The organism is Kribbella endophytica (assembly GCF_054781295.1).
Genome location: NZ_BAAGUR010000004.1, coordinates 661,059 through 684,164, shown reverse-complemented (window position 1 = coordinate 684,164; position 23,106 = coordinate 661,059). Strand labels below are relative to the sequence as shown.

21 protein-coding genes are annotated in these 23,106 nt (G+C 69.1%); 15 read left to right on the top strand and 6 right to left on the bottom strand.

Features of this window, described 5'->3' with window-relative positions; translation table 11 throughout:
- The first annotated feature begins 24 nt into the window (after window positions 1-24).
- The 8 genes from ACYVIO_RS34925 (at window position 25) to ACYVIO_RS34890 (ending at window position 8,525) form a co-directional block, all read left to right on the top strand.
- Window positions 25-621 (top strand): TetR/AcrR family transcriptional regulator, encoded by a 597-nt coding sequence (locus tag ACYVIO_RS34925; RefSeq protein ID WP_460655233.1) that lies wholly within the window; start codon window positions 25-27, stop codon window positions 619-621.
- Entirely contained in the window at window positions 618-1,793 is a 1,176-nt protein-coding gene (locus ACYVIO_RS34920) for an SGNH/GDSL hydrolase family protein (RefSeq protein WP_460655232.1), read from the top strand. The genes ACYVIO_RS34925 and ACYVIO_RS34920 overlap by 4 nt, the downstream gene beginning before the upstream one ends.
- Before the next feature lie 158 nt (window positions 1,794-1,951).
- Window positions 1,952-3,172, top strand: coding sequence for a sensor histidine kinase (locus tag ACYVIO_RS34915; RefSeq protein ID WP_460655231.1), 1,221 nt, complete (start codon window positions 1,952-1,954; stop codon window positions 3,170-3,172).
- Window positions 3,169-3,816, top strand: coding sequence for a response regulator (locus ACYVIO_RS34910; RefSeq protein ID WP_460655230.1), 648 nt, complete (start codon window positions 3,169-3,171; stop codon window positions 3,814-3,816). Before ACYVIO_RS34915 ends, ACYVIO_RS34910 begins: the two co-directional genes overlap by 4 nt.
- A 157-nt stretch (window positions 3,817-3,973) precedes the next feature.
- Window positions 3,974-5,248: an alpha/beta hydrolase gene (locus ACYVIO_RS34905; RefSeq protein ID WP_460655229.1), complete on the top strand. Its 1,275-nt coding sequence runs from the start codon at window positions 3,974-3,976 to the stop codon at window positions 5,246-5,248.
- A 30-nt stretch (window positions 5,249-5,278) separates the two neighbouring features.
- Window positions 5,279-5,929, top strand: coding sequence for a hypothetical protein (locus ACYVIO_RS34900; protein WP_460655228.1), 651 nt, complete (start codon window positions 5,279-5,281; stop codon window positions 5,927-5,929).
- A 53-nt stretch (window positions 5,930-5,982) separates the two neighbouring features.
- The gene (locus ACYVIO_RS34895; RefSeq protein WP_460655227.1) at window positions 5,983-7,470 is read left to right on the top strand and encodes an alpha/beta hydrolase; all 1,488 of its coding nucleotides are present in this window, start codon (window positions 5,983-5,985) and stop codon (window positions 7,468-7,470) included.
- 230 nt (window positions 7,471-7,700) lie between these two features.
- Window positions 7,701-8,525: an alpha/beta hydrolase gene (locus ACYVIO_RS34890; RefSeq protein WP_460655226.1), complete on the top strand. Its 825-nt coding sequence runs from the start codon at window positions 7,701-7,703 to the stop codon at window positions 8,523-8,525.
- 61 nt (window positions 8,526-8,586) lie between these two features.
- On the opposite strand, the gene ACYVIO_RS34885 is transcribed toward ACYVIO_RS34890, so the two are convergent.
- On the bottom strand, window positions 8,587-9,552 hold the full coding sequence (locus ACYVIO_RS34885; protein WP_460655225.1) for a helix-turn-helix domain-containing protein: 966 nt from the start codon (window positions 9,550-9,552) through the stop codon (window positions 8,587-8,589).
- Window positions 9,553-9,803: 251 nt separating this feature from the next.
- Between ACYVIO_RS34885 and ACYVIO_RS34880 the strand changes: the two genes are divergently transcribed.
- Together ACYVIO_RS34880 and ACYVIO_RS34875 are read left to right on the top strand one after the other, a co-directional pair.
- On the top strand, window positions 9,804-10,610 hold the full coding sequence (locus ACYVIO_RS34880) for an alpha/beta hydrolase (RefSeq protein ID WP_460655224.1): 807 nt from the start codon (window positions 9,804-9,806) through the stop codon (window positions 10,608-10,610).
- Entirely contained in the window at window positions 10,607-11,398 is a 792-nt protein-coding gene (locus tag ACYVIO_RS34875) for an MBL fold metallo-hydrolase (RefSeq protein WP_460655223.1), read from the top strand. The genes ACYVIO_RS34880 and ACYVIO_RS34875 overlap by 4 nt, the downstream gene beginning before the upstream one ends.
- Window positions 11,399-11,404: 6 nt before the next feature.
- On the opposite strand, the gene larA is transcribed toward ACYVIO_RS34875, so the two are convergent.
- A complete protein-coding gene (larA, locus tag ACYVIO_RS34870; protein WP_460655222.1) occupies window positions 11,405-12,706 on the bottom strand; it encodes a nickel-dependent lactate racemase in 1,302 nt (433 codons plus the stop codon).
- 231 nt (window positions 12,707-12,937) lie between these two features.
- Between larA and chvE the strand changes: the two genes are divergently transcribed.
- The 4 genes from chvE to ACYVIO_RS34850 all read left to right on the top strand — a co-directional run bounded on the left by chvE (window position 12,938) and on the right by ACYVIO_RS34850 (window position 18,006).
- Complete coding sequence (gene chvE / locus ACYVIO_RS34865; RefSeq protein WP_460655221.1) at window positions 12,938-14,077, top strand: multiple monosaccharide ABC transporter substrate-binding protein; 1,140 nt, start codon at window positions 12,938-12,940, stop codon at window positions 14,075-14,077.
- A 31-nt stretch (window positions 14,078-14,108) separates the two neighbouring features.
- On the top strand, window positions 14,109-15,647 hold the full coding sequence (gene mmsA, locus ACYVIO_RS34860) for a multiple monosaccharide ABC transporter ATP-binding protein (protein WP_460655220.1): 1,539 nt from the start codon (window positions 14,109-14,111) through the stop codon (window positions 15,645-15,647).
- The gene (mmsB, locus tag ACYVIO_RS34855) at window positions 15,644-16,909 is read left to right on the top strand and encodes a multiple monosaccharide ABC transporter permease (protein WP_460655219.1); all 1,266 of its coding nucleotides are present in this window, start codon (window positions 15,644-15,646) and stop codon (window positions 16,907-16,909) included. Before mmsA ends, mmsB begins: the two co-directional genes overlap by 4 nt.
- Window positions 16,910-16,992: 83 nt before the next feature.
- Window positions 16,993-18,006 carry a LacI family DNA-binding transcriptional regulator gene (locus ACYVIO_RS34850; protein ID WP_460655218.1) on the top strand — a complete coding sequence of 338 codons (1,014 nt, stop codon included), beginning with the start codon at window positions 16,993-16,995 and terminating at the stop codon, window positions 18,004-18,006.
- 142 nt (window positions 18,007-18,148) lie between these two features.
- Here the strand turns inward: ACYVIO_RS34850 and ACYVIO_RS34845 are convergent, their stop codons facing one another.
- The 4 genes from ACYVIO_RS34845 to ACYVIO_RS34830 form a co-directional block, all read right to left on the bottom strand.
- Window positions 18,149-19,354 (bottom strand): MFS transporter, encoded by a 1,206-nt coding sequence (locus ACYVIO_RS34845; RefSeq protein ID WP_460655217.1) that lies wholly within the window; start codon window positions 19,352-19,354, stop codon window positions 18,149-18,151.
- Window positions 19,355-19,437: 83 nt separating this feature from the next.
- Entirely contained in the window at window positions 19,438-20,118 is a 681-nt protein-coding gene (locus ACYVIO_RS34840) for a hypothetical protein (RefSeq protein ID WP_460655216.1), read from the bottom strand.
- A gap of 159 nt (window positions 20,119-20,277) precedes the next feature.
- A complete protein-coding gene (locus ACYVIO_RS34835) occupies window positions 20,278-20,835 on the bottom strand; it encodes a sigma-70 family RNA polymerase sigma factor (protein ID WP_460655215.1) in 558 nt (185 codons plus the stop codon).
- Between the two features lie 128 nt (window positions 20,836-20,963).
- Window positions 20,964-21,515 (bottom strand): hypothetical protein, encoded by a 552-nt coding sequence (locus tag ACYVIO_RS34830; RefSeq protein WP_460655214.1) that lies wholly within the window; start codon window positions 21,513-21,515, stop codon window positions 20,964-20,966.
- A gap of 154 nt (window positions 21,516-21,669) precedes the next feature.
- Between ACYVIO_RS34830 and ACYVIO_RS34825 the strand changes: the two genes are divergently transcribed.
- On the top strand, window positions 21,670-23,076 hold the full coding sequence (locus ACYVIO_RS34825) for a PepSY-associated TM helix domain-containing protein (protein WP_460655213.1): 1,407 nt from the start codon (window positions 21,670-21,672) through the stop codon (window positions 23,074-23,076).
- The last annotated feature ends 30 nt before the right edge of the window (window positions 23,077-23,106 follow it).

Genomic DNA, 23,106 nt, shown 5'->3' with positions numbered 1-23,106 from the left:
ACCTATCTATGTTAGATTGGATGCGTGGAGAGAACCCAGCTCAACCAAGCGGTGGTGATCGCGCGAGCAGCCGAACTGGCTGACGAGGCCGGTTTCGACTCGGTGACCCTGGCCGCGATCGCGCGGTCGTTCGCCGTACAGACACCCAGCCTCTACGCGCACGTTCGCGACCTGGCGGCGCTTCGGGACGGGATCACGGCGCTGGCGCTGGACGAGCTCACCGACCGCATCGCCGACGCGATCGCCGGGCGTTCGCAGTACGACGCACTGCTGGGCTTCGCAGCCGCGCACCGCACGTACCTGCAAGAGCACCCGGGCCGTTGGGAGTCGTTGCACCGAAGGGCGGGTGCCGGTGCCGTGGAGGCGCCGGCCGCCCGCCGCATCGTGCGGGTCAACGACGCGGTCCTGCTCGGCTACGGCATCACCGGCGAGGACCGCGTGCACGCCACGCGCATCGTCGGTGCCGCCCTGAGCGGCTTCCTCAACCTCGAACGCATCGGCAGCTTCGCGCACAGCACGCCGCCGGCCGACCAGTCGTGGACCGAGCTGCTCGACGCCCTCCACCTCGTCCTCACCCATTGGCCTCAGCGCGGAGAGCTCCGCGAGAAAGAGATCTCATGATCACCACGCCGCTGACCGCGGACCTCCTGCACGGCGCGACCGAACTCGAGTCGACCGATCGTGGGCTCCGTGCGCACAGACTTCCGAAGACCGTCGTCGAACGGTACGCCGATCAGCACCTCACGCTGATGGAGGCGCAGCCCTCGGGCGTGCGGGTCGCCGTGGTCACGACAGCCCGAAGCGTGACCCTCGAGGTGCACGCGACGCGCGTCGCCTACCGCGGGATGGAACGTGCCCGCGGTGCCCTCGACGTGGTTGTCGACGGAACGATGCTGGGGTCGTACCCCCTCACGCAGGGAGATCTCGTCGAGCTGGACATGCAGACCGGTACGACCACCTTCGCAGCGGGGACGTCCGATCAGGTCACCGTCATCGACCTGCCGCCCGGTGAGAAGACGATCGAGATCTGGCTTCCGCACAACGAGCAGGTCGACCTGGTGGCGCTGCATTCCGACGCGCCGGTGCGTCCCGCGCCGCAGTCGGGTCCGGTGTGGCTGCATCACGGCAGTTCCATCAGCCAGGGCTCCAACGCCACCAGCCCGACCAGCATCTGGCCCGTCGTCGCCGCTCGGAGTGCCGGCGCGCAGCTGCACAACCTCGGCTTCGGGGGCAGCGCGCTGGTGGATCCGTTCGTGGCCCGCGTCATGCGGGACACCCCGGCGGACCTGATCAGCGTGAAGTTCGGGATCAACGTCGTCAACCTCGACGCGATGCGGCTGCGCACCTTCGTACCGGCGGTACACGGCTTCCTCGACACCATCCGCGACGGCCATCCCACGACGCCGCTGCTCGTCGTGTCGCCCGTCTTCTGCGCCATCCACGAGGACACCCCCGGGCCGGGTGCCGTCGACCCGGCCACGTTCGGCACCGACACGGTGAAGTTCGTTGCCACCGGCACCCAAGGCGACACCGCCAACGGCCGCTTGACGCTGCAGGTCGTCCGTCAGGCGCTCGAGGAGCTCGTCGACCGCAGGTCCGACGACCCGAACCTGCACTACCTCGACGGCCGCACCCTGTACGGCGAGACCGACGCGCGGAGTCACCCGCTTCCTGACGCCCTGCACCCGGACACCACCACCCACGCCTTCATGGGCGAACGCTTCGCCGAGCTCGCCTTCGGCAAAGCGGGACCATTCAGCAGTTCCGGATCTGACCTCGACCGCCGGTCCTAGGTCAACGTCGGCGTGCCTCGCTTGTTCGCCATTCGCGCGCGACGTCAGCAAATGCTGATCTCGTACTTTCGGTTGATACGGGATGGTCGCGAGTGGGACGTGTGCGCGAACGAAGTCGGGAAAGCTGGCGACGTCCACACCGTGCACGGGAACAGCTGATGGAGGACGACGCCATGATCCGCGCGAACAGCCGGCTGCTGCGCCGTGGCCTGGTCGTTGCCGAGGTGGTTGTCGTGGTGGGCCTGAATGTCGAGAAGGCCGTCGGGCGCCTGCTGCTCCCGGACGAACCACCGCCGCCGGGGGAGACGCTCTACCTCTGTGTCGGCGTGGTGGCCGGAGCATTCGCACTTCTCCGGCGGCGCCGGCCGGAACGGCTCGCTCAGCTCGCGACGGCGGCGATCGTCGTCTCGTTGCTGTGCAGCACCGTCGGCTTCCTGGCCGAGCCTGGCGGGTCGATCGGCGGTGACACCGAGGCGCTGGCCTTGCTGCTGCTGGTCGGAGCGAGCTGCCACCAGTTGCGGCGACCGCAGGCTGGAGGCATCGCGGTGCTCGGCGGCTTGGCGCTCGTCGTCGCGCCGGTCCTGCGGTACGGCGGCGACTCGGTCAACCTCACCGTCGCCCTGCTGTGGGCGATCCTGTGGGGCATCAGTGTCGCGACCGGGCTGATCCTGCGCGACGGGAACGCTCGGCGCGAGGTCGCGCTAGCCTCCGCCCGGAACACGGAACGGCTCGTGCTGGCCAGGGAGTTGCACGATCTGGTGGCGCACCACATCACGGGCGTGGTCGTACGTACCCAGGCCGCGCGGGTGGTGCTCGACGACGGAACGGAGCGGGAACTGCTCGAGGACATCGAGCGGGCCGGCGCCGAAGCCCTTGGCGCCGTACGGCGGCTGGTGATCATGCTGCGCAGTCCCGAGCTGTTGTCACCTGGTGCCGGGGATCTGGTGGAGACGGTCGTGGCAGCGGTGGGTGGTGACCAGGCGGTCACGGTGCGGTTGGCGCCAGAGCTCGCTGGCCTCGCGGTGGCTTCGGAGACGGTGACGACGGTGCATCGCGTCGTACTCGAATCGTTGACCAACGTCCGCAGGCACGCTCCGGAGGCCCGGCGGGTGAGCGTCTCGGTCGAGCCGGTGGACCACGAGGGACGGCAGTACTTGCGCGTCGAGGTGCTGAACGACGGGCATCGTCACAGCCGAAGTCGTGGCCGCCGGGCGATGGACGGCTACGGCCTGGTCGGAATGCGCGAGCGGATCGACGCGCTGGACGGACATCTGACGGTCGGGGATCACGGCGACCACGAGTGGCGGGTCCTCGCCGAACTTCCGCTGCCAGGTGGCGTCGGTGCGGCGCGGTCGCCGGGGGAGCTGGTGACCCGATGACACTGCGTGTTCTGCTCGCCGACGACCAGGCCATGGTCCGTACCGGGTTCCGGCTGATCCTTGAACGCGAGCCCGACATCGAGGTGATCGGCGAGGCCGCAGACGGCAAGACCGCGGTGGCGCTGGCTCAGCGGCTGCGTCCCGACGTAACACTGATGGACATCCGGATGCCGCTGATGGACGGGCTGGCCGCGACGCGGTTGCTGGCGGGTCCTGGTGTCACCAAGCCGCTGCGGGTGCTGGTCGTGACGACGTTCGACCTGGATGAGCTTGTGCACGAGGCGCTTCGGTCCGGTGCCTGCGGATTCCTCTTGAAGGATGCAGGGCCGCGACTTCTGGTGGAGGCCGTGCACTCCGCGGCCAACGGCGACGCTCTGGTTTCACCTTCGATCACCACCCGGCTCCTGGGTCACTTCGCCACCGGCAGCAATCGGCCCCGGCGTGCTGAACCGGAGTTGACGGAACGCGAGCTGGACGCGGTCAAGGCGGTCGCCCGGGGTCGGACCAATGTCGAGATCAGCGCGGAACTGCTGGTGTCGTTGTCGACCGTGAAGTCCCATCTCGGTTCGGTGCAGCGCAAGATCGCCGCCCGGAACCGCACCGAGATCGCCGTCTGGGCGTGGGAATCGGGCCTGATGCGGTAATCGCACCGAAGGGAAATGTTCTTTCGGTGGAAAGGCACGGTGTCCTTTCGGCCGGGAACCGTGCACGAACGGTGGATGGCACGGCGCGCGCGGAAAACTAGGTTTTCTGGTGACCGTACATCGGCGCCCGTCGTGCGCCCTCTGGAGGACATCAGAAATGCACAGGACCTTGACCTTCGCCCTCGCCGCGACAGCGGTGGCGGCGGTCGCCGTACCGGCGTTCTCGATGGCGACGCCGCCGGAGGTTTCGGCCGCGACGACGAGCGTGTCCACGAAACCGCTGCCCAGCACGCTGAAGTGGACGCCGTGCCCCGCGGATGTCGTCTCGAAGGTGGCGCTGGAGTGCTCGGCCCTCGACGTACCGCTGGACTACCGCACGCCGAACGGCCGGCAGATCGAGATCGCGATCTCCCGCCTGGCATCCAAGGAGCCGACTCAGCGCCGCGGCGTCCTGCTGACCAACCCCGGCGGCCCCGGCGGCTCCGGACTCGCCCACATCGGCACTCTCGCGACGACCGGCGTACCGCGGGAAGTCCTCAACGCCTACGACCTGATCGGCTTCGACCCGCGCGGAGTCGCCCACAGTACGCCGGTGAGCTGCAACCTCACGCCGGCACAGCAGGCGGCCGGCGCGTTCCCGACGTACGCGAACAGCCCGGCCGACGTCGCCCGCGAGGCGAAGTTCGCGCGGACCGTCGCCAAGCAGTGCACCACGTCGAAGACCGCGTCGATGCTGCCCCACATCACGACCGCGAACACCGCGCGGGACATGGACCGGATCCGCATCGCGCTGGGTGAGAAGAAGGCGTCGTACTTCGGGACTTCGTACGGCAGCTACCTCGGTGCGGTCTACACGACGCTGTTCCCGAAGACCACCGACCGGGTTCTGCTCGACAGCGTGACCGGCCCCAAGGGCTACGGCTACGAGCAGATGCGGATGTTTGCCCGTGGCATGCAGGACCGCTTCCCGGATTTCGCGAAGTGGGCTGCCGCGAACCCGTCGGCCGGGCTGGGCAGCACGCCGCAGGAGGTGACCGCGAAGTACTACGAGCTCGCGCAGCGGATCGACAAGTTGCCGGTCCAGGGCGTTGTCACCGGGACGCTGTTCCGGGGGATCACCTTCGAGAAGCTGTACGGCGACGCCTGGTTCCCCACCCTGGCCAAGATCTGGAAGGCGCTCGACGCCGGCCGGCTGCCGCCGGACCTGATTCCGGAGGGGGACTTCGAGCGCGACCCCGGTACGGCGATCGCCGGCGCGAAGGAGATGCACCGCGCCTTCGGGCAGCGGGCCAGGATGGTGACCGTCGACGGTGGCGGCCACGGCGCCTACCCGTGGGGCAACAACACCTGCGGCAACGACGCGGTGACGAAGTTCCTGCTCACCGGTGAGCGCCCGGCGAACGTCCTCGCCTGCGCGCCCAACCCCAAGTAAACAAGGCGGATCGGCCGGAGGGAGTGCAGGATGTTCAAGGAATGGCAGCAGCGTCGGGCGGTGCAGCGCGTGAAGCCTGGTGACGGGCGAGAGTTGCAGCGCGTCCGTTGGTGGCAGTCGATCGGCCGTGCCCTGTTCTACCTCCGGCTGACCGGCGACGGCCGGCAAACGGTGTACGCCGTCGATGTCAGGCACTGGGGCAATCAGAGCTCAGGTGAGACGACAGCGGATCTGTACCTCAACGGCAGGCAGCACGCCGTCTGCCGGCTCCCGGCGGTCTTCCCGGTCGAGGGCGGCATCATCGAGGTGCGGATGAGCAACTTCGGGCTCAAGCGCTGCCACTACGTGACCGACGAGGGAGCCGAGTACCAGCTCGAGCCGGATCCGCACAGCGCCGAGGGGCGCCGGGCGCGGCTCGACCACTCGCACCCGGCCCTGAGCCGCGCGATCGGCGTCTTCTCGGCGACCGTGCTCGGGATCGCCGTACTGCTGCTGATCCCGCAGATCGTGGGTCCGTTCACCCGGATCCCGCCGGTTGCCGAGCACTTCGGCGTCTTCGACTCGCCCATCCACCTGCCGGCCTGGCTGAACGTCACGATCGTGGTGGTCACCTTGCTGGCCAGTACGGAACGGGCGCTGCGGCTGCGGTTCAACCGGCTGCTGGACGGCGCCGCGGGCTGACCTTTCCCATCACGACCATCCGGGCGCTTTCGTGCGCCCTTGGAGGATTTCAGATGCGAAGAACCCCTGTTCTCGCCTTCGCCGCCACCGTACTGGCCGCGGCGATCGCCGTACCGGCCTTGACCGTGGCGCCGCCGGACGTCTCGGCGGCGACGAAGGCGTCCGCGCCGAGCGCCGTCGAGTGGGCGCCGTGTCCGCCGGATGTCTTGCAGTACGTGCCGTTGGAGTGCTCGAAGCTCGAGGTGCCGTTGGACTACCGCAAGCCGGACGGCCGGAAGATCGAGCTGGCGCTGTCGCGGCTGGCGAGCAAGGACCCGGCGAAGCGCCGCGGGATCTTGCTGACCAATCCCGGCGGCCCTGGTTTCACCGGACGTGACTACCCGGGCTATCTCGCCAGGGCAGGGACGGCGAAGGAGGTGCTGGACGCGTACGACGTGATCGGTGTCGACCCGCGAGGCTCCGGAGCGAGCACGCCGGTGAGCTGCGACCTCACCCCGGCCCAGCAGCTCCACGGTGCCTTCGCGAAGTACGCGCATTCCGCGGCCGACGTCACCAGCGAAGCGGCGTACGCACGGACCGTCGCCAAGCAGTGCACGACGTCGAAGACCGCGTCGATGCTGCCCCACATCACCACCGCCAACACGGCCCGCGACCTGGACCGGATCCGTGCGGCGCTCGGCGAGCCGAAGGCGTCGTACCTGGGCTCGTCGTACGGCAGTTACCTCGGCGTGGTCTACACGACGCTGTTCCCCAAGACCACCGACCGCGTGGTGATCGACAGCGTCATGGGTCCCGACGGCTACGACGCAACGGCGATGCGGATGTTCGGCCGTGGGCTGGAGGACCGCTTCCCGGACTTCGCGAAGTTCGTCGTCGCGCATCCGGAGTACAACCTCGGCAAGACGCCGCGGCAGGTGAAGGCGAAGTTCTTCGAGCTCGCCCGGAAGCTGCGGGCCAAGCCGGTCGAGGGTCTCGACGAGACGGGATTCCGCGCGAGCACGTTCGGGCTTCTGTACGGCGAGGCGACCATGCCGGTGCTGGCCAAGCTCTGGCAGGACATCGACACGGACACCCCGCAGCCGGAGGCGCCGGCACCCGACCTGGTCAACAACAACATCGCGATGTCGGCGCGGCTGTACGTGGTCTGCAACGACAGCCGCTGGCCGACGTCGGTGCGGGAGTATCGGCGCAACGTGCTGGTCGATCGGATCAGGTACCCGATGCTGGGTGCGGCCGCGGCCAACATCGGCCCGTGCGCGTTCTGGCCGAAGCAGCGCGTCGAGCCGCCGGTGAATATCAGCGACCGAGGTCCGTCGAACGTGCTCCTGGTGCAGAACGAGCGCGACCCGGGAACGCCGCTGGCCGGTGCCCGCAAGATGCGCCGAGCCCTCGGCAACCGCGCCACGATGGTCACCGTCGACGGCGGCGGACACGGCGTCTACCCGGTCACCAAGAACACGTGCGCCAAGGACGCGCTGGTGAAGTTCCTGATCACGGGGGAGCGTCCGGCGAGGGACCTCACCTGCGCTGTGGAGAAGTAACAACCGACCACGCCGGCACCTGCCGGCCACCCGCGGGAGCAGCCGGCAACCGCCGGCTGCTCCCCCCGGCCGTGCCGGCGCGCAGACCATGGCATGAGCAGTGCAGCGTCACAACCGTAGGAACCCCAAAGCCCCCCAAAAGAAGGCACTTCAAAGTGCCTTGGTCACCTTACGGCCAGGCAGCACCGCCCGTACGATCTGGTGGGACGACCACCGGAAGGATCTTCAGCGTGCGCCTCCTCGGGATGACGGCCTTGGTTTGTGCTGGTCTGCTGGTGGCCGGATGCGCGGACGGTACGCCGGGGGCTGTGGCCTCCGAGACGCCGCGGACCAGCGAGTCATCGCCGTCGGCGACGCCGTCGGTTGTGTTGCAGTCGCTGGGGGAGCGGTGTGGGCAGACGGCTCAGCAGGACGTGACGACTGCTCGCGTGGTGAAGGGGAGTGGCGGCGTCCAGTTGTACGAGGTTGGAGCTGGTAGCGGGCGTCTGGGGGTGGTGCTGGTGCACGGGTCGGGGGCGCGGGGTGTGTGTAACTGGGCTGGTGAGATCGGCTGGCTGGCGAAGGCCGGTTTGAATGTCGTCGGCTACGACCAGAGTTGTGTCGGTGCGAGTACCTGCGCCGACGAGGTCCGGCCGGTCGAGGACCTGCTTGCGGTGGTCGCCGAGCTGCGGCGACGTGGGGCCACCAAGGTCGTGGTGGTTGGCGCATCGGCGGGCGGCTCGATGCCGCTGGTTGCCGCGGTCAGGCCGAACTCCGGGATCTCTGGTGTGGTCACGCTGTCCCCGGCCAATCTGGCGATGCCGATCGGTACGACGGACGCCACCGCGATGTCCGTCGCGCGGAGTATTCGGCAACCGGTCCTCTACGTCCTCGCGCAGGACGACCCGGCCTCGTCGGTGGCGGAGATGAAGTCTCTGAGCGCCGCGACGAAGGGATCGCGCTTCGTCCTGCTGCCCGCCGGGTCGGGGCACGCTCAGGCGGTTCTGTACGACACGACCGGTCAGAAGCCTTCCGCCTTTCGGCAGACGTTCCTCGCCTTCCTCCGTACGCCGTGACCGCACCGCGGAGATCTTCGCCGTACGGAATAGCGACGATCCGCCCGAGCCGTGCGGTTGGTCAGTGGTCCGGCGGTGGGTTGTGCTGGCGGCGCCATTCCTGGGGTGTTGTGCCGTAGGCCATTCGGAAGCGGCGGGCGAAATGGCCGGCGTCGAGGAAGCCCCACTGGGCGGCGATCGACGCGATCGGTCGTTGCGCGCTGCTGGGTGAGGTGAGTTGGCGGCGCGCTCCGGCGAGGCGTTCGGCGATGAGCCACTGCTCGAAGCTCAGGTGGTGCCTGGCGAACAGTTTGTAGAGGTAGCGCAGCGAGATGCTGTGCTCCGCCGCGATCCGGGCCGGGCTGAGCTCGGGGTCGGCGAGATGCTGTCGGGCGTACCAGGTGATCCGGGTGAACAGCACGTCGGTCATGGCCGGTACGTCGTACCGGACGTCCTCGGCGGCGGACGTCAGCAGCGCGCGGACGAGCCGGGTGGTGGCTTCGCCGAGCATGGCGGCGGCGCTGGTGCCCTGCAGTGCGTCGGCGACGGTCGGCAGCACGGTGAGGTGGTGCAGCACGAGGTCGTACAGGGGACTGCTGGGCAGCCGCTGGGCCGCCGCGCGGACCGTCTCGACGCTCAGCCCGAGGTCGTCGTAGTCGATCTGGAACGCCTGTGACGCGCCGGCGCTCCGCCAGGCGAACTCGTACGGCGCGGTCAGGTCGACCAGCATCAGCTCGCCGGTGCTGACCCGTTGCTGGGCGTTCGCCTGGCTGAACCTCCCGGACCCGATCACCTGGACAGCGAGCGCGAGCCGCTCGGGAGCCCCGATCCTGACGTGCTTCGGCGTGCGCACCAGCCGGATGCCCGAGCCCTCGTTGCGGAAGAGGTCCGGCGTACCGAGCTGCCAGAAGTCCATCCGCGCGTGCACCTCGCCGTGCGGAGCTTCGTGCTCCACGCGGGCCGGCACACTCGCGGACATCATCGCCGCGTAGAAGGCCTCCGCGCGGTCCTGGTGCGGCAGCGCGGCAGTGTCGAGCAGAACAGCCACGCCAGCCCCCTGCCGTTCCCGCCCCCGGATCAGCCGAAAGTGTGCACCGAGGCCCCAGTCCCGTGCACCCACATCCTAGGGCGCGCCGCGCGCGGGAGGCTAGGTTTTCCGCCAGCAGGCGCCCCACTGAAGCGATCGCCGTCACCCGTCCGCCGCGGGGTGTGGATTTCCACAGCGCGTACCTCCGCAGCGTGCTCACCGCCGCCAAGAAGACGTCCTGACCGCTGTCCGCAACGAAGGGGAAACCGATCATGGCTCCTGACACCATCGTCCTCGTGCACGGCTTCTGGGTCACGCCGCGCAGCTGGGAGAACTGGATCACGCACTACGAGCAGCGTGGGTTCCAGGTGATCGCGCCGGGCTACCCGGGCTTCGAGGTGGAGGTCGAGGCGCTCAACGCCGATCCCACGCCGATCCTGAAGGTGACCGTTCCGCAGATCATCGAGCACCTGGAGGCGGTCGTCGGCGCGCTGCCGGCGCCGCCGATCATCATCGGTCACTCCGCGGGCGGCGCGTTCACCCAGATCCTGCTCGACCACGGCTTCGGCGCGGCCGGCGTGGCGATGAACTCCGCTCCCACCGAGGGGGTGCGCGTCGTACCGCTGTCGCAGGTGAAGTCGACGTTCCCCGTCCTGAAGAACCCGGGCAACCGGCACAAGGTGGTCCCGCTGACGTTCGAGGAGTGGAAGTACGCGTTCACCAACACGTTCACCGACTCCGATGCCCGCGCGCTGTACGAGCGGTACGCGATCCCGGCCAACGGCGGCATCCTCTGGGGCAGCGTGCTCGCGAACTTCCAGCCCGGCCACCAGGACACCTGGGTCGACTACCACAACGACAACCGGGCGCCGTTGCTGTTCGTCTCCGGCTCGGAGGACCACATCATGCCGCCGGAGGTCCAGCGCTCGAACGCCAAGCACTACAAGTCGAAAACCCTCACCGAGCTCAAGCAGTACGACGGTTACGCGCACCTGCTGCCCGCCCAGGAAGGCTGGCAGCAGATCGCGGACGAGGTGCTCGACTGGGCGCTCGCCCACGCCACCCCGACCTCCCCGTGAGCGTCGCGCGGATCACGCACATCGGCGGCCCGACCACGCTGATCGAGGTCGACGGGTGGCGGCTGCTCACGGACCCGACCTTCGACCCGCCCGGACGCCGCTACACCTTCGGCTGGGGCTCGGCCTCCCACAAGGACGCCGGGCCCGCGGTCGCGGTCGAGGACCTGCCGCCGATCGACGCCGTACTGCTCAGCCACGACCACCACGGCGACAACCTGGACGACGCCGGTCGCGCGCTGCTGCCGCAGGCCGATGTCGTGGTGACGACCGTCGCGGGCGCACGCCGGCTGCGCGGCAACGCCGTCGGTCTGGCGCCGTGGGCCGTCCACACGCTCCACAGTCCGGGCCGGCCGTCGCTGGAGATCACCGCGACACCTTGCCGCCACGGCCCTCCGCTGAGCCGCGCGATCACCGGGGAGGTCACCGGCTTCGCGCTGCGCTGGGAGGGCCAGGAGCACGGCGTCCTGTGGATCACCGGCGACACAGTTCTGTACGACGGGGTGCGGCGCGTCGGCGAGCGTTTCGACGTCGGCACGATGCTGCTGCACCTCGGCGCGGTCCAGTTCGGCATCACCGGACCGATCCGCTATACCATGTCCGGTCCCGAGGGCGTCAGACTCTGCGAACTCGTTCGCCCCCACACCGTCCTCCCGGTCCACTACGAGGGCTGGCGCCACTTCACCCAGGGCCGCGACAGCATCGAGCAGGCCTTCAGCACCGCACCGGCGGCCGTCCGCGACAGCCTGACCTGGCTCACGCTCGGGGTTTCCAAGACCTTGACCGTCTAGTCCCCGCTACTGCGCTCCGACCAGGTACGGAATGGTTTGCGGCCCTTCCGGGAGGACGCACATCACCGCGTCCGGGCCGGCCGCGGCCAGGGCCTCCGCGGCGGCGGCCGAGATGTCGTGAGTCTGCTCGAGGTGCGCCGCGGCGAGGTCGTCGTCGCTCAGGAAGCCGGTGTGCACGACCACGCGGTTCGCCGCCTGGATCTTGGCCTGGATCTGGATCTGCCACTGGTCGGGCACGGTCTCGGACCGAGCGGCGATCTCGTCCAGCAGCGCCTGCGGGGAGTCGGCCGCCTCGAGGGTCTTGCGGTACATGCCGTGATCCGGGAAGCCGTCACGGCATTCAGCCGCACAGATGATGGTGCCACCCGGCCGGACGACCTGGTAGGCGGCCGACATGCCCTTCACCGCCTGGTACAGGTTCTGGTCGAGCGGGAAGCCGGAGTTCGTGGTCACGACGACGTCGAAGAGCCGGTCGACCGGCCGCATCGCGATCCCCTGAGCGAACGACGCCGCGGCAACGTGCATCGGCAGCAGATCGCCCCCGAAGGCCGCGACGACGGCCTGGTCCCGGTTCAGTACGACGTCGAGCGCGAACGTCACCCCGGTCGCCGTGGCGATGGCGCGGACGTCGTCGTGCACCGGGTTCCCCTGCGTGACGCCCCAGGTCGCCCGGGGGTCACCGATCCTCGACGCGTCGTGCAGGACGAGCACCGTGTCCAGGCCGGCGAGCCCGGGCGCCACCAGCTTCGGGCCGCCGGAGAAGCCCGCGAAGAAGTGCGGCTCGACGAAGCCGGTGGTGATGCGCACGTCGGCTTCGCTCCACTCGCGGTTCAGCCACACCGGTACGCCGTTGCCGTGCGTGCCTCGCCACACCAGCCGCGACGAGTCGGCGCAGTCGTGGTTCACGATACGTACGGAGTCGACGACCGCGTCGCCGAACATCAGGCGCAGTTCGTCCTCGGTGTTGCCCCGATGGGTGCCGGTGGCAACGAGAATGACGATGTCGTCCAGGTCGACGATGCCGTCGAGCTCCTCGATCACGGCCGGGATCATCAGGTGCCGCGGCTGCGGCCGGGTCCCGTCGCACGCGGAGATCGCCACCGTCTGCCCGGGCCGGACGCGCTCGCGTAACGGCGGGCCGGCCACGGGCTCCCGCAGCGCCGTACGAACGGCCTCGAGCTGGTCGGGCGCCGCCGCGCTGTGCACGGGTTCGACGACGGTCGTCACCGACGGATCGAAGGTCAGCGACAGTCCTGAATCGCCGTACGCCAGTCGGGTCTCGGTCCGCACCTCGTCACTGCTGTTCACACCCGGCATCTTACTGTTGTTAACGCGCTCAAGAATTGTCGGCCGGCGCCGAAGTTCTTCCAGGCAATGGATTTCCAGCAGAGCTTCGAAAACTCTCGTTACGGGACCGTGACGCCGTGAGGCCTGACCGATGTCTTGACGACCCTCGTGTTAGCGCTAACACTGTGACCGCCAACAGCCATGCGGGGCCTGATTCGCGGGAGTGACGCCTCTCCCGGAGGGGAAGAGTTCGTGAAGAACAAACTTGTGGTGCTTCTGAGTGGTGCCCTGCTGGTGCTCGGCCTCGGTGCGTGCGGCGGGGAGGGAGCCGGCGGTGCCACCGACACCGCCGCCGACAAGCCCGCGGACCTGACCATCGGGGTGTCGATGCCGACGCAGACCTCGGAGCGGTGGATCGCGGACGGCAAGGCGGTCAAGGAGAAGCTCGAGGCGAAGGGGTACAAGGTCGATCTGCAGTTCGCGAACGACGACATCCCGACGCAGTCCCAGCAGGTCGACCAGATGATCACCCGCGGAGCCGACGTGCTGATCATCGCCGCGATCGACGGGACCGCGCTCAGCAGCCAGCTGCAGGCCGCGGCCGACAAGACGATTCCGGTGATCGCGTACGACCGGCTGATCCGCGGCAGCAAGAACGTGAACTTCTACGTCAGCTTCGACAACTTCAAGGTCGGCGTCGCCCAGGCGAAGGCACTGCTGCGCGGTCTCGGCCTGGAGAACGCGGACGGCTCGAAGGGCACCAAGACCGGGCCGTTCAACATCGAGGTCTTCGCCGGGTCGCTGGACGACAACAACACCCAGTACTTCTTCAAGGGCGCGATGGAGACCCTCAAGCCGTACTTCGACAACGGTTCGCTGGTGGTCAAGTCGAAGCAGACCGGCATGGAGCAGGTCGCCACCCTGCGCTGGCAGCAGGAGGCCGCGCAGAAGCGGATGGAGGACCTGCTGACCTCGAGCTACAACGACGGCGCCAAGGTGGGCGGCGTTCTCTCGCCGTACGACGGAATCTCGCGCGGCATCATCACCGCGTTGCACAACGCGGGCTACGGCACGGCGGCCAACCCCACGCCGGTACTCACCGGCCAGGACGCGGAGATCGCGTCGGTCAAGCTGATCAACACCGGCGTCCAGAGCTCCACGATCTTCAAGGACACCCGGCTGCTGGCCGAGCAGGCCGTCAACGCTGCCGAGGCGTTCCTGCAGAAGAAGGAGCCGCAGGCCAACGACAGCAAGACCTACGACAACGGGGTGAAGGTCGTCCCGGCGTACCTGCTGCCGATCCAGACCGTCTTCAAGGCCGACATCCAGAAGCAGCTCGTCGACTCCGGGTACTACACGACCGCCGAGGTCGCCGCCGGTCAGGCCAAGTAGTCGACCACGGCCGGCACCCGAAGGAGGATCCATGGACGACGTCCTGCTCGAGATGCGGGGTATCACCAAGCAGTTCCCCGGGGTCAAGGCGCTCGAGGACGTCTCGCTCAGTGTCCGGCGCGGGGAGATCCACGCCATCTGTGGAGAGAACGGTGCCGGCAAGTCGACGCTGATGAAGGTGCTGTCCGGGGTGTACCCGACCGGCAGCTACGACGGCGAGATCAGGTTCGACGGGAAGCCTGTCCACTTCGGTGGGATCCGTGACTCCGAGGCCGTCGGGATCGTCATCATCCACCAGGAGCTGGCCCTCGTCCCCAACCTGTCGATCGCGGAGAACCTCTTCCTGGGCAACGAACGGCGGGGGCGCGGAGGCCTGATCGACTGGAACCGCTCCAACGCCGACGCCCGTGAGCTGCTCACCTCCGTCGGGCTGCACGAGAACCCGGTCTCGCCGGTGATCCAGCTCGGGGTCGGCAAGCAGCAGCTCGTCGAGATCGCCAAGGCGCTGTCGAAGGAGGTCCGGCTGCTGATCCTCGACGAGCCGACCGCGGCGCTGAACGACGTCGACTCCGCACACCTGCTCGACCTGCTGAGGCGCCTGCGGGACCGGGGCATCACCTGCATCATGATCTCGCACAAGCTGAGCGAGATCACCGCGATCGCCGACTCCACGACGGTGATCCGGGACGGGCGCACGGTCGAGACCCTCGACATGCGCGCCGACGACGTCACGCAGGACCGGATCATCCGCGACATGGTGGGGCGGGACCTCGACAGCTTCTACCCCGACCGGGTCTCCGCACCCGGGCCGGAGGTGCTGCGGATCGAGGACTGGACGGTGTGGCACCCGACCCAGCAGCGCAAGGTGGTCGACGGCGCCTGTCTCGACGTACGAGCCGGCGAGGTTGTCGGGATCGCCGGACTGATGGGGGCCGGGCGGACCGAGCTCGCGATGAGTGTGTTCGGCCGCTCGTACGGACGCAACATCAGCGGTCGGCTGTACCTGCACGGCAAGGAGGTCCGGGCCCGCACCGTGTCCGAGGCGATCGGCCACGGCATCGCCTACGCCACCGAGGACCGCAAGCGGTACGGGCTGAATCTCATCGCCGACGTCCGGGCCAACGTCTCGGCCGCGGCCCTCGGCAAGCTGGCCCGAGCGGGATGGGTCAACGCCAACGAGGAGATCAAGGTCGCCGAGCAGGGCCGGCGGGAGATGAACATCAAGACGCGCACGGTGCTGGATCCGGTCGGCACGCTGTCCGGCGGCAACCAGCAGAAGGTCGTGCTGTCCAAGTGGCTCTTCACCGACCCGGACGTGCTCATCCTCGACGAGCCCACGCGCGGGATCGACGTCGGAGCGAAGTTCGAGATCTACACGATCGTCAATCGGCTCGTGGCGCAGGGGAAAGCGGTCGTCCTGATCTCGTCGGAGCTTCCGGAGCTGCTCGGGATGTGCGACCGGATCTACACCCTGTCGGCCGGGCGGATCACCGGTGAGCTGCCGGTCGGCGAGGCGACCCAGGAAAGCCTGATGGCGCGCATGACGACGGAGAAGGAGTTCGCCGGATGACCAGCACCAAACCGTCCCCACGTCCCCAGGACGAAGCGGCGGACCGCGCGGCCACCGAGGGCGCCCCCGCGGCCTCGCTGCACGTCGGGACCAGCGATCCGCTGACCCTGATCAGGCGCAACCTGCGGCAGAGCGGCATCTACATCGCGTTCGTCGTGATCGTGGCGCTGTTCGCGTTCCTGACCGACGGCGTGCTGCTCAGCCCGGGCAACATCACCAACATCGTGCTGCAGTACTCCTACATCCTGGTGCTCGCGATCGGCATGGTGATCCTGATCATCGCCGGGCACATCGACCTGTCGGTCGGGTCGATCGTCGCGCTGACCGGCGCGGTGTCGGCGGTCCTGGTGATCCAGCACGGGCAGCCGTGGTGGGTCGGTGTCGTGGCGGCCGTACTGGTCGGCAGCCTGGTCGGCGCGTGGCACGGGTTCTGGGTCGCGTACGTCGGGATGCCGGCGTTCATCGTGACGCTCGCGGGGATGCTGCTGTTCCGCGGCCTGACGCTTCAGGTGCTCGACAACGTCTCGCTGTCGCCGTTCCCGGGCGAGTACCAGCAGGTCGCCAGCGGCTTCCTGAACGGCCTGATGGGCGGGCACGGGTACGACTCCTTCACGCTGGTGATCGCCGCGGTCGCGTCCGCCGGGTACGCCGTCAGCGTGTTCCGCACCCGGCTGGCCCGGGTCCGCTACGAGCAGCCGGTCGAGTCGTTCCCGCTGTTCGTCGCGCGCGTGGTCCTGGTGGCGGCGGTCGTGATGTACTTCGCCTGGCAGCTCGCGCACGCGCGCGGTCTGCCGATCGTGCTGATCATCCTGGCCGTCCTGGTGATCGCCTACGGGCTGATGACCAAGAACACCGTCTTCGGCCGCCAGGTGTACGCGATCGGCGGCAACCTGCCGGCCGCGATGCTGTCCGGGGTGAAGGTCCGCAAGGTCAACTTCTGGATCTTCGTCAACATGGGGTTCCTGGCCGGCGTGGCCGGGGTCATCTACTCGTCGCGTTCCAACGGGGCCCAGCCGGCCGCCGGGAACATGTTCGAGCTGGACGCCATCGCGGCGGCGTTCATCGGCGGCGCGGCCGTCGCGGGTGGCGTCGGCACGGTGGTCGGGGCGATGGTCGGCGGGCTCATCATGGCGGTGATGAGCAACGGGATGCAGCTGATGGGCATCGACCAGTCGACGCAGTCGGTCGTGAAGGGCATGGTGCTGCTGCTCGCCGTTGCCTTCGACATCTACAATAAACGTCGCGCCGGCGCATCACGCTGACGACGGAGTCGGAGTCCAGCCATGGGGGGACCGTTGCGGATTCGGGAGCAGCAGCGGTGGTAGGAGCGACGCGTTCCCTGGGCATGTCGGACGTCGCCGCGCACGCCGGTGTGTCGCACCAGACGGTGTCCAGGGTGATCAACGGGCAACCGAACGTGGCGGCGGCGACCCGGAAGAAGGTCCTGGAGGCGATCGCCGAGCTCGGCTACCGGCCGAACAGCGCGGCGCGGGCCCTGGCGACCGGCTCGTCGCGCACGATCGGACTCGCGATCGCCAACATCAGCCAGTACGGACCCGCGCAGACGATGCTCGGCCTGGAACGTGCGGCGCGCGAGGCGGGCTACTTCCTGACCGTGTCGGTCCTCGACGACGACACCGCCGGCGACATGATCGAGGCCGTCGAACGACTGGCGACCCAGTCCGTCGACGCGATCGTGGCCTTGAGCACGTACGAGGGTGCTGTTCGCGCGCTGCCGGACGTGAGTCCCAGAGTGCCGATGATCGCCGTCCAGGCCGAGGACGGCGGGCAGGACAGCGCGGTCTGGGTCGACCAGGAGGCGGGAGCCGCACTCGCGACCCGGCACCTGCTCGACCTCGGTCACCGGACGGTTCACCATCTGCGGGGGCCGGCCAACGCACTCGAGGCGGACGCCCGGGAACGCCGCTGGCGCAGCGAGCTCGAAGCTGCCGGTGCGGTGGTTCCGCCGGTGCTGCACGGTGACTGGTGGCCACCGACCGGTTACCTGGCCGGCCGCGAGCTCATCGCTCGCCGCCGCGGGGGAGAGGAGGTCACCGCCGTCTTCGCCGCCAACGACCAGATGGCCTTGGGCCTGCTCCGAGCCTTCGCCGAAGCCGAGATCCGGGTGCCGGAGGACATCAGCGTCGTCGGTTTCGACGACGTCCCAGAGGCGGCGTACTACGCACCCCCGCTGACCACCGTCCGCCAGGACTTCGCCGAACTGGGCCGCCGCGTCATCCAGGTCGCCCTCGCCCGAATCAGCGGCACGGCGATCCAGCCCGCACCGGTGCAACCCCACCTGCTGGTCCGCAGCACGACCGCCCCGCCGCCCCGGACCAAGCCAACGCGCCGCCGCTGACGGCGTACCGCCGACCCGCTGACGGCGTACCGCCGAGCCGCCGAGCCGCGGATCCGCGGGATCGCGGACCCCGGCGACCGGGCGACCGGGCGACCCGCCGACCCGCCGACCGGGCGACCCGGCGGAGCGGCGGAGCGGCTGTTCAGGACACCTTCGGTCTCATCGGGAAGCCGTGCTTGGCGATGAGGACCGTGGCGAGGACCGGGACGAGGATGACGAGGACGGACCACGGGAAGGAACCGGCGCCCGCGCCGTCGAGGAGCAGGCCGCCGATGATTCCGCCGAGGGCCAGGGCGGTGTTCCACAGGGTGACGAGGATGGCTTGGGCGGTGTCGGCGGCTGGGCCTGCCGCCTGGCCGAGGGCTGTTTGGAGGAGCGTGGCCATGCCGCCGAATCCCAGTCCCCACAGGGCTGCTGCGACGTAGATGACGGGCGGGCTGCCGGCCAGTGTCGCGAGGAGGGTGGCTCCGGCGGCGAACAGGAGAGTGCCGGTGATCGTGAGGCGGCGCAGGTGGCCGTGGATGTGGGAGCCGACGACCGCGATCGCCGCCACTGACGCCGTACCGAAGACGAACAGGACCAGCGCGGTGGATCCGACCATGCCGAACTTGTCGAGGAACGTCGCGATGTAGGTGTAGAGGATCGTGTGCGCCAGGACGATCGTCAGTACGACGAACAGCACGGCGCTCACTCCGGGCACGCGGACGGTCTGCGCGAGGCGGGATCGGCGCGCGCGGTGCTCGCCGGGGAAGTCCGGCGCCGTCACGGCGAGCCAGCCGAGGACGGCCAGGGCGATGCCGGTCATGACCAGGAAGGCGGTCCGCCACCCGAGCGCCTGGCCGAGCAGGGTTCCTGCCGGTACTCCGAGCGCCAGCGAGAGCGGCGTACCGGCCATGGCGACCGCGATCGCCTTGCCGTGCAGGGAACTGGGCACCATCCGGCGCGCGTAGCCGGCCATCATCGCCCAGACCAGTCCGCCGCACACCCCGGCGATGAACCGGCCGACCATCGTCAGCAGGTACTGGTCCGAGACGGCGGTGAGCGTGTTGGCGACAGCGAAGCCGGCCATGGTGGCCAGCAACAGTCGCTTGCGGCGCCACCCGGCGGTGGCGGCAGACAGCGGAATCGCCGCGACCGCGGAGCCGATCGCGTAGATCGTCACCGCCTGTCCCATCGCGGACTCGGTCACCCGGAGGTCGCCGCTCATCGAGGGCAGCAGACCGCCGGGCAGGGCCTCGGTCAGGACGGTGATGAAGGACGCGGTGGCCATGGCCGTCAGCGCGGCCATCGGGAGCTTGGTACTCGTCGCCGCCGAGGTGTCGATCGGCGGCGTCATTCGGGTTCGCATACCCCCAGAGTCGAACCTTCACAGCAATGTGAAGGTCAAACCGGACGGGTGTGAGCCTGGTCACTCGTCCGTACGGCGGATCGTCAGCGGGGGAAGCGCGGCTCGTAGTCGCGGGTGACCTCGCGGAGTTTTCGGTAGCCCACGTAGCCGAGCGCGACGGCGGCCACGCAGCCGGCCAGGGCGCCGACGAGGGTGCGGAGCAGGACGCCGGCCCCCGCTGCCTCGCAGATGATCGCGGCCAGGACGCCGACCACGACCGCGTCGATGATGCCGACGACAACAGGTGATCCGGACAACCAGTGGGTCAGGCCGACCCGGCTGCGGAAGCTGTACGTCGTGAGGATGCCCGGCGCATCGTCGTGGCTGCTGGCAACGAAGTACGGCTCCAGTTCGGGGGCCAGCTCGAGGTAGGCGTGCCGGAGCCGGTTCATCCCGATCACCAGCCAGGCGTCCTCGACGTCCGCCTCGATCAGGCGAAAGTACGTGCCGATCCCGATCAGCAGTGCCACCGGGATCACCAGCAGCGCGAAGGTCACGAAGTCCCGTCCGAAGCCGCTGGCGTTGGCCACCAGGGACAGGGCGATCACGGTGGCCGACAGGACGGTCAGGTAGGTGTTGGTCCGGCTGAAGATCTCGGTCCACGTCATGCTGCGGGTGGCCAGCAGACTCCAGTGCTCCGTCGCCAGGAACTGCGCGGCGAGATCGTTGGAACCCTGCGGCCCGTTGAGCGACGGCGGCCTGCTGATCGGCGGAGTGTGTTTCATGATCTGCCCTGCCTGTCCCGGATTCGTGGGCATCGCCAAGCCTGGCGATGTGGGCTTCCTGGCTCGTGAGGCTACCTGAGGTCCGCACGGATCGGTGGGGAACGGATCGACCGCGTCCGTACGGCGTACCGGTTGGTACGCCGTACGGACGCGCAGGGGTCAGGCGACCAGTTGGGCGGTGAGGGTCGTTCGGGCTCGGGCTACTCGGGAGCGGATGGTGCCGATCGGGCAGCCCAGGTGGGCGGCCGCTTCGGCGTACGGGACGCCGGCCAGTTGGGTGAGGACGAAGACCTCGCGGCGGTCGCGGGGGAGTTGGTCGACGAGCTCGGCGAGGGCGATGCCGTCGTCGAAGCCGGGGAGGTTGTGGGGTTGGGTCTGGTCGGCGGCGAGCAACCAGTCGCGGTCGGCGATTCGGGGTCGGGACGCGCGACGGCGCAGGTCGTCGACGACGGTACGGCGGGCGATGGTGAGCAGCCAGGTTCGGGCCGACGAGCGGCCCTGGAAGCGGTGCAGGCTGGTCAGGGCTCGCAGAAAGGTTTCCTGGGTGAGGTCCTCGGCCGATTGCGGATCGTCGGCGAGGTGCGCGACGTAGCGTCGTACGTCGCGCTGGAGGGCCCGGACGAAGTTGTCGAGGGCAACCAGATCACCGTTGCGGGCAGCGATCGCGAGATGGGTGCAGAGGTCGTTGGGTGGATGGTCCACCGGGGCAGACGTCATGGTGAAAGTCCTTCTGAGGTTCAGGATCCGGCGACGCTGACGAGCGTCGCCGGCGGGCGGAAGTGCGCGGCCGGCCGAGAACGGCATGGCTCTGACCCGGGCAGGTCGTGCCCGGGTGGTGCGTGCTGTCAGGCGACAGCGGTTCCGCGCGGTGGACCTCTGGAAGTGATGGCATCCGCGAGCAGGTACTGGCGGGGTGGTGCCGTCGAGGGCGTCGGCCGGAGCTGCGGCCAGGACACGACGTTCGACCAGGGCCGGAGAAGGAGCAGGATCCGGTCGGCCACAGTTCGCAGTACGGCGAACGTCGCGTTCTCGCCGTACGCGAGCCAGAGACCGCACAGCAGTGCGGCGATCAAGTGGGCGGCCAGCATCCCCACTGACGCCGTGCCGGCCATGTGGTGGTGATGATGCATCGGAGCCGGCTGCAGGGACTGGGCGAGCGTGAACACGATGTGCAGCTCGGTCTGCGCGACGACCGTGCCCACGACGACGAACGGCACCGAGCGTTCCCGATCGGCCAGAATCCAGGCAGCCGTGGCGATCGACGCGGACGCCGGGACGACCGCCCACCACGGGATCGCCTGGCCGGACATCACGACGTGGCCGAGGACGGCGAGCAGCACGCAGACGCCCGAGAACATCACGGCGCGGGCGGCTCGGAATCCCCAGTGCTGCTGCATGGCCGGACCATCGTCGCATCCCGGTGCACGCGGCCCCAGGGCCCGGCGTACCGGAACCGCGGGCTCGGTGTGAGCCAGGTCATAACGATCCGCTGGAACTGAACAGCGCCGCGATCCGACTCCTGTTCCGGACGATGAACAGAAGGAGTGAGGCGTGAGCGCAGTACAAAGCCCTCCGGAAGAGGTCGCGAGCCCGGCCTCCCGAGGCCGGGGGACGGGGTTGTTCCGGGCGTTCTGGCGATGGCACTTCTACGCGAGCTTCCTGGTGATCCCGGTCCTGCTGATCCTGGCCACGACCGGGCTGATCTACCTGTTCCGCTTCCAGCTCGAACCGGTCCTGCACGCCGATCTGATGAAGGTCGACCATCAAGCGGGCCTGGTCGCCCAGCCGTACTCGTCGCAGCTCGACGCCGTACGGCGGGCGCTTCCGGACGCCACCGTGGTCTCGATGACCGAGCCGTCCGGCCCGAACCGGTCGACGGTCTTCTCGGTCGACACCGCGGCGGGCCCGCGTGATGTCTTCGTCGATCCGTACGAGGGCACGGTGCTCGGCTCGCTGAACCCGGACACGACGTTGTCGGGCGCCGCGATCTTGCTGCACGGCGAACTGATGGCCGGGCGCGCGGGCGACTTCGTCATCGAGGTCGCCGCCTGCTGGGCGATCGTGATGGCGTTGACCGGCTACTACCTGTTCGTCCGCGGCCGAGTCGCGCGGGCGCGGCGCAGGGCCGCCGGCGCGGCGGGCGCCGTCCTGCGGTCCCGGCACGGGCGGACCGGCGCGATCCTCGGCGTCGGGTTGCTGTTCCTGATCGTGTCCGGGCTGCCGTGGACCGGGTTCTGGGGAGCCAAGACGCAGGAGTTCGCGACCAGTCACGGTACGTCGTTCTGGGGTGCTGATCCGGGCGCGCTGTCGAAGCCGACGTCGACGCTGGACGAGTCGCTCCCGCACAGCCACACCGTCCCGTGGGGACTTGGCAACACCGAGGTGCCCCGGTCGAACCCCGAGGACGGGCGCCGCTCGGTCGCCACCCTCGACACCGCGATCGAGGTCGGCCAGCGCAACGGGCTGCAGCGTCCGATGACGGTCGCGCTGCCGGCCGACGACGAGGGCGTCTTCTCCGCGATCGGGTACGCCTTCAACGACCCCGGCAAGGAACGCACGCTGCACGTCGACCAGTACGGCGGCCGCGTGGTGTCGACGTACGGGTACGGCGACTACCCGGTGCTGGCGAAAGTCGTTGCCCAGGGCATCGCTCTGCACGAGGGGCGACGGCTGGGCACGCTCAACTTCTGCCTGACCACGGTCTTCTGCCTCGGCGTGATGTTCATGTGCGTCAGCGGTCCGCTGATGTGGTGGCGTCGCCGCCCGAAGACCAAGGCGCTCGGCGCGCCGCGCGGCCGCCTTCCGCTGCGCGCGACGCCGGCCCTGGCGGTGCTCGTCGTTGCGCTGGCGCTGTTCCTGCCGCTGTTCGGGATCACGCTGGCCGCGGTCCTGCTGCTCGACCAGCTCGTTCTCCGCCGGGTCGGCGCTCTGCGGGCCTGGTTCAACGTCGCCCGGTAGAAAGTTGTGGAGAAATGTCGGAGCGGCGTG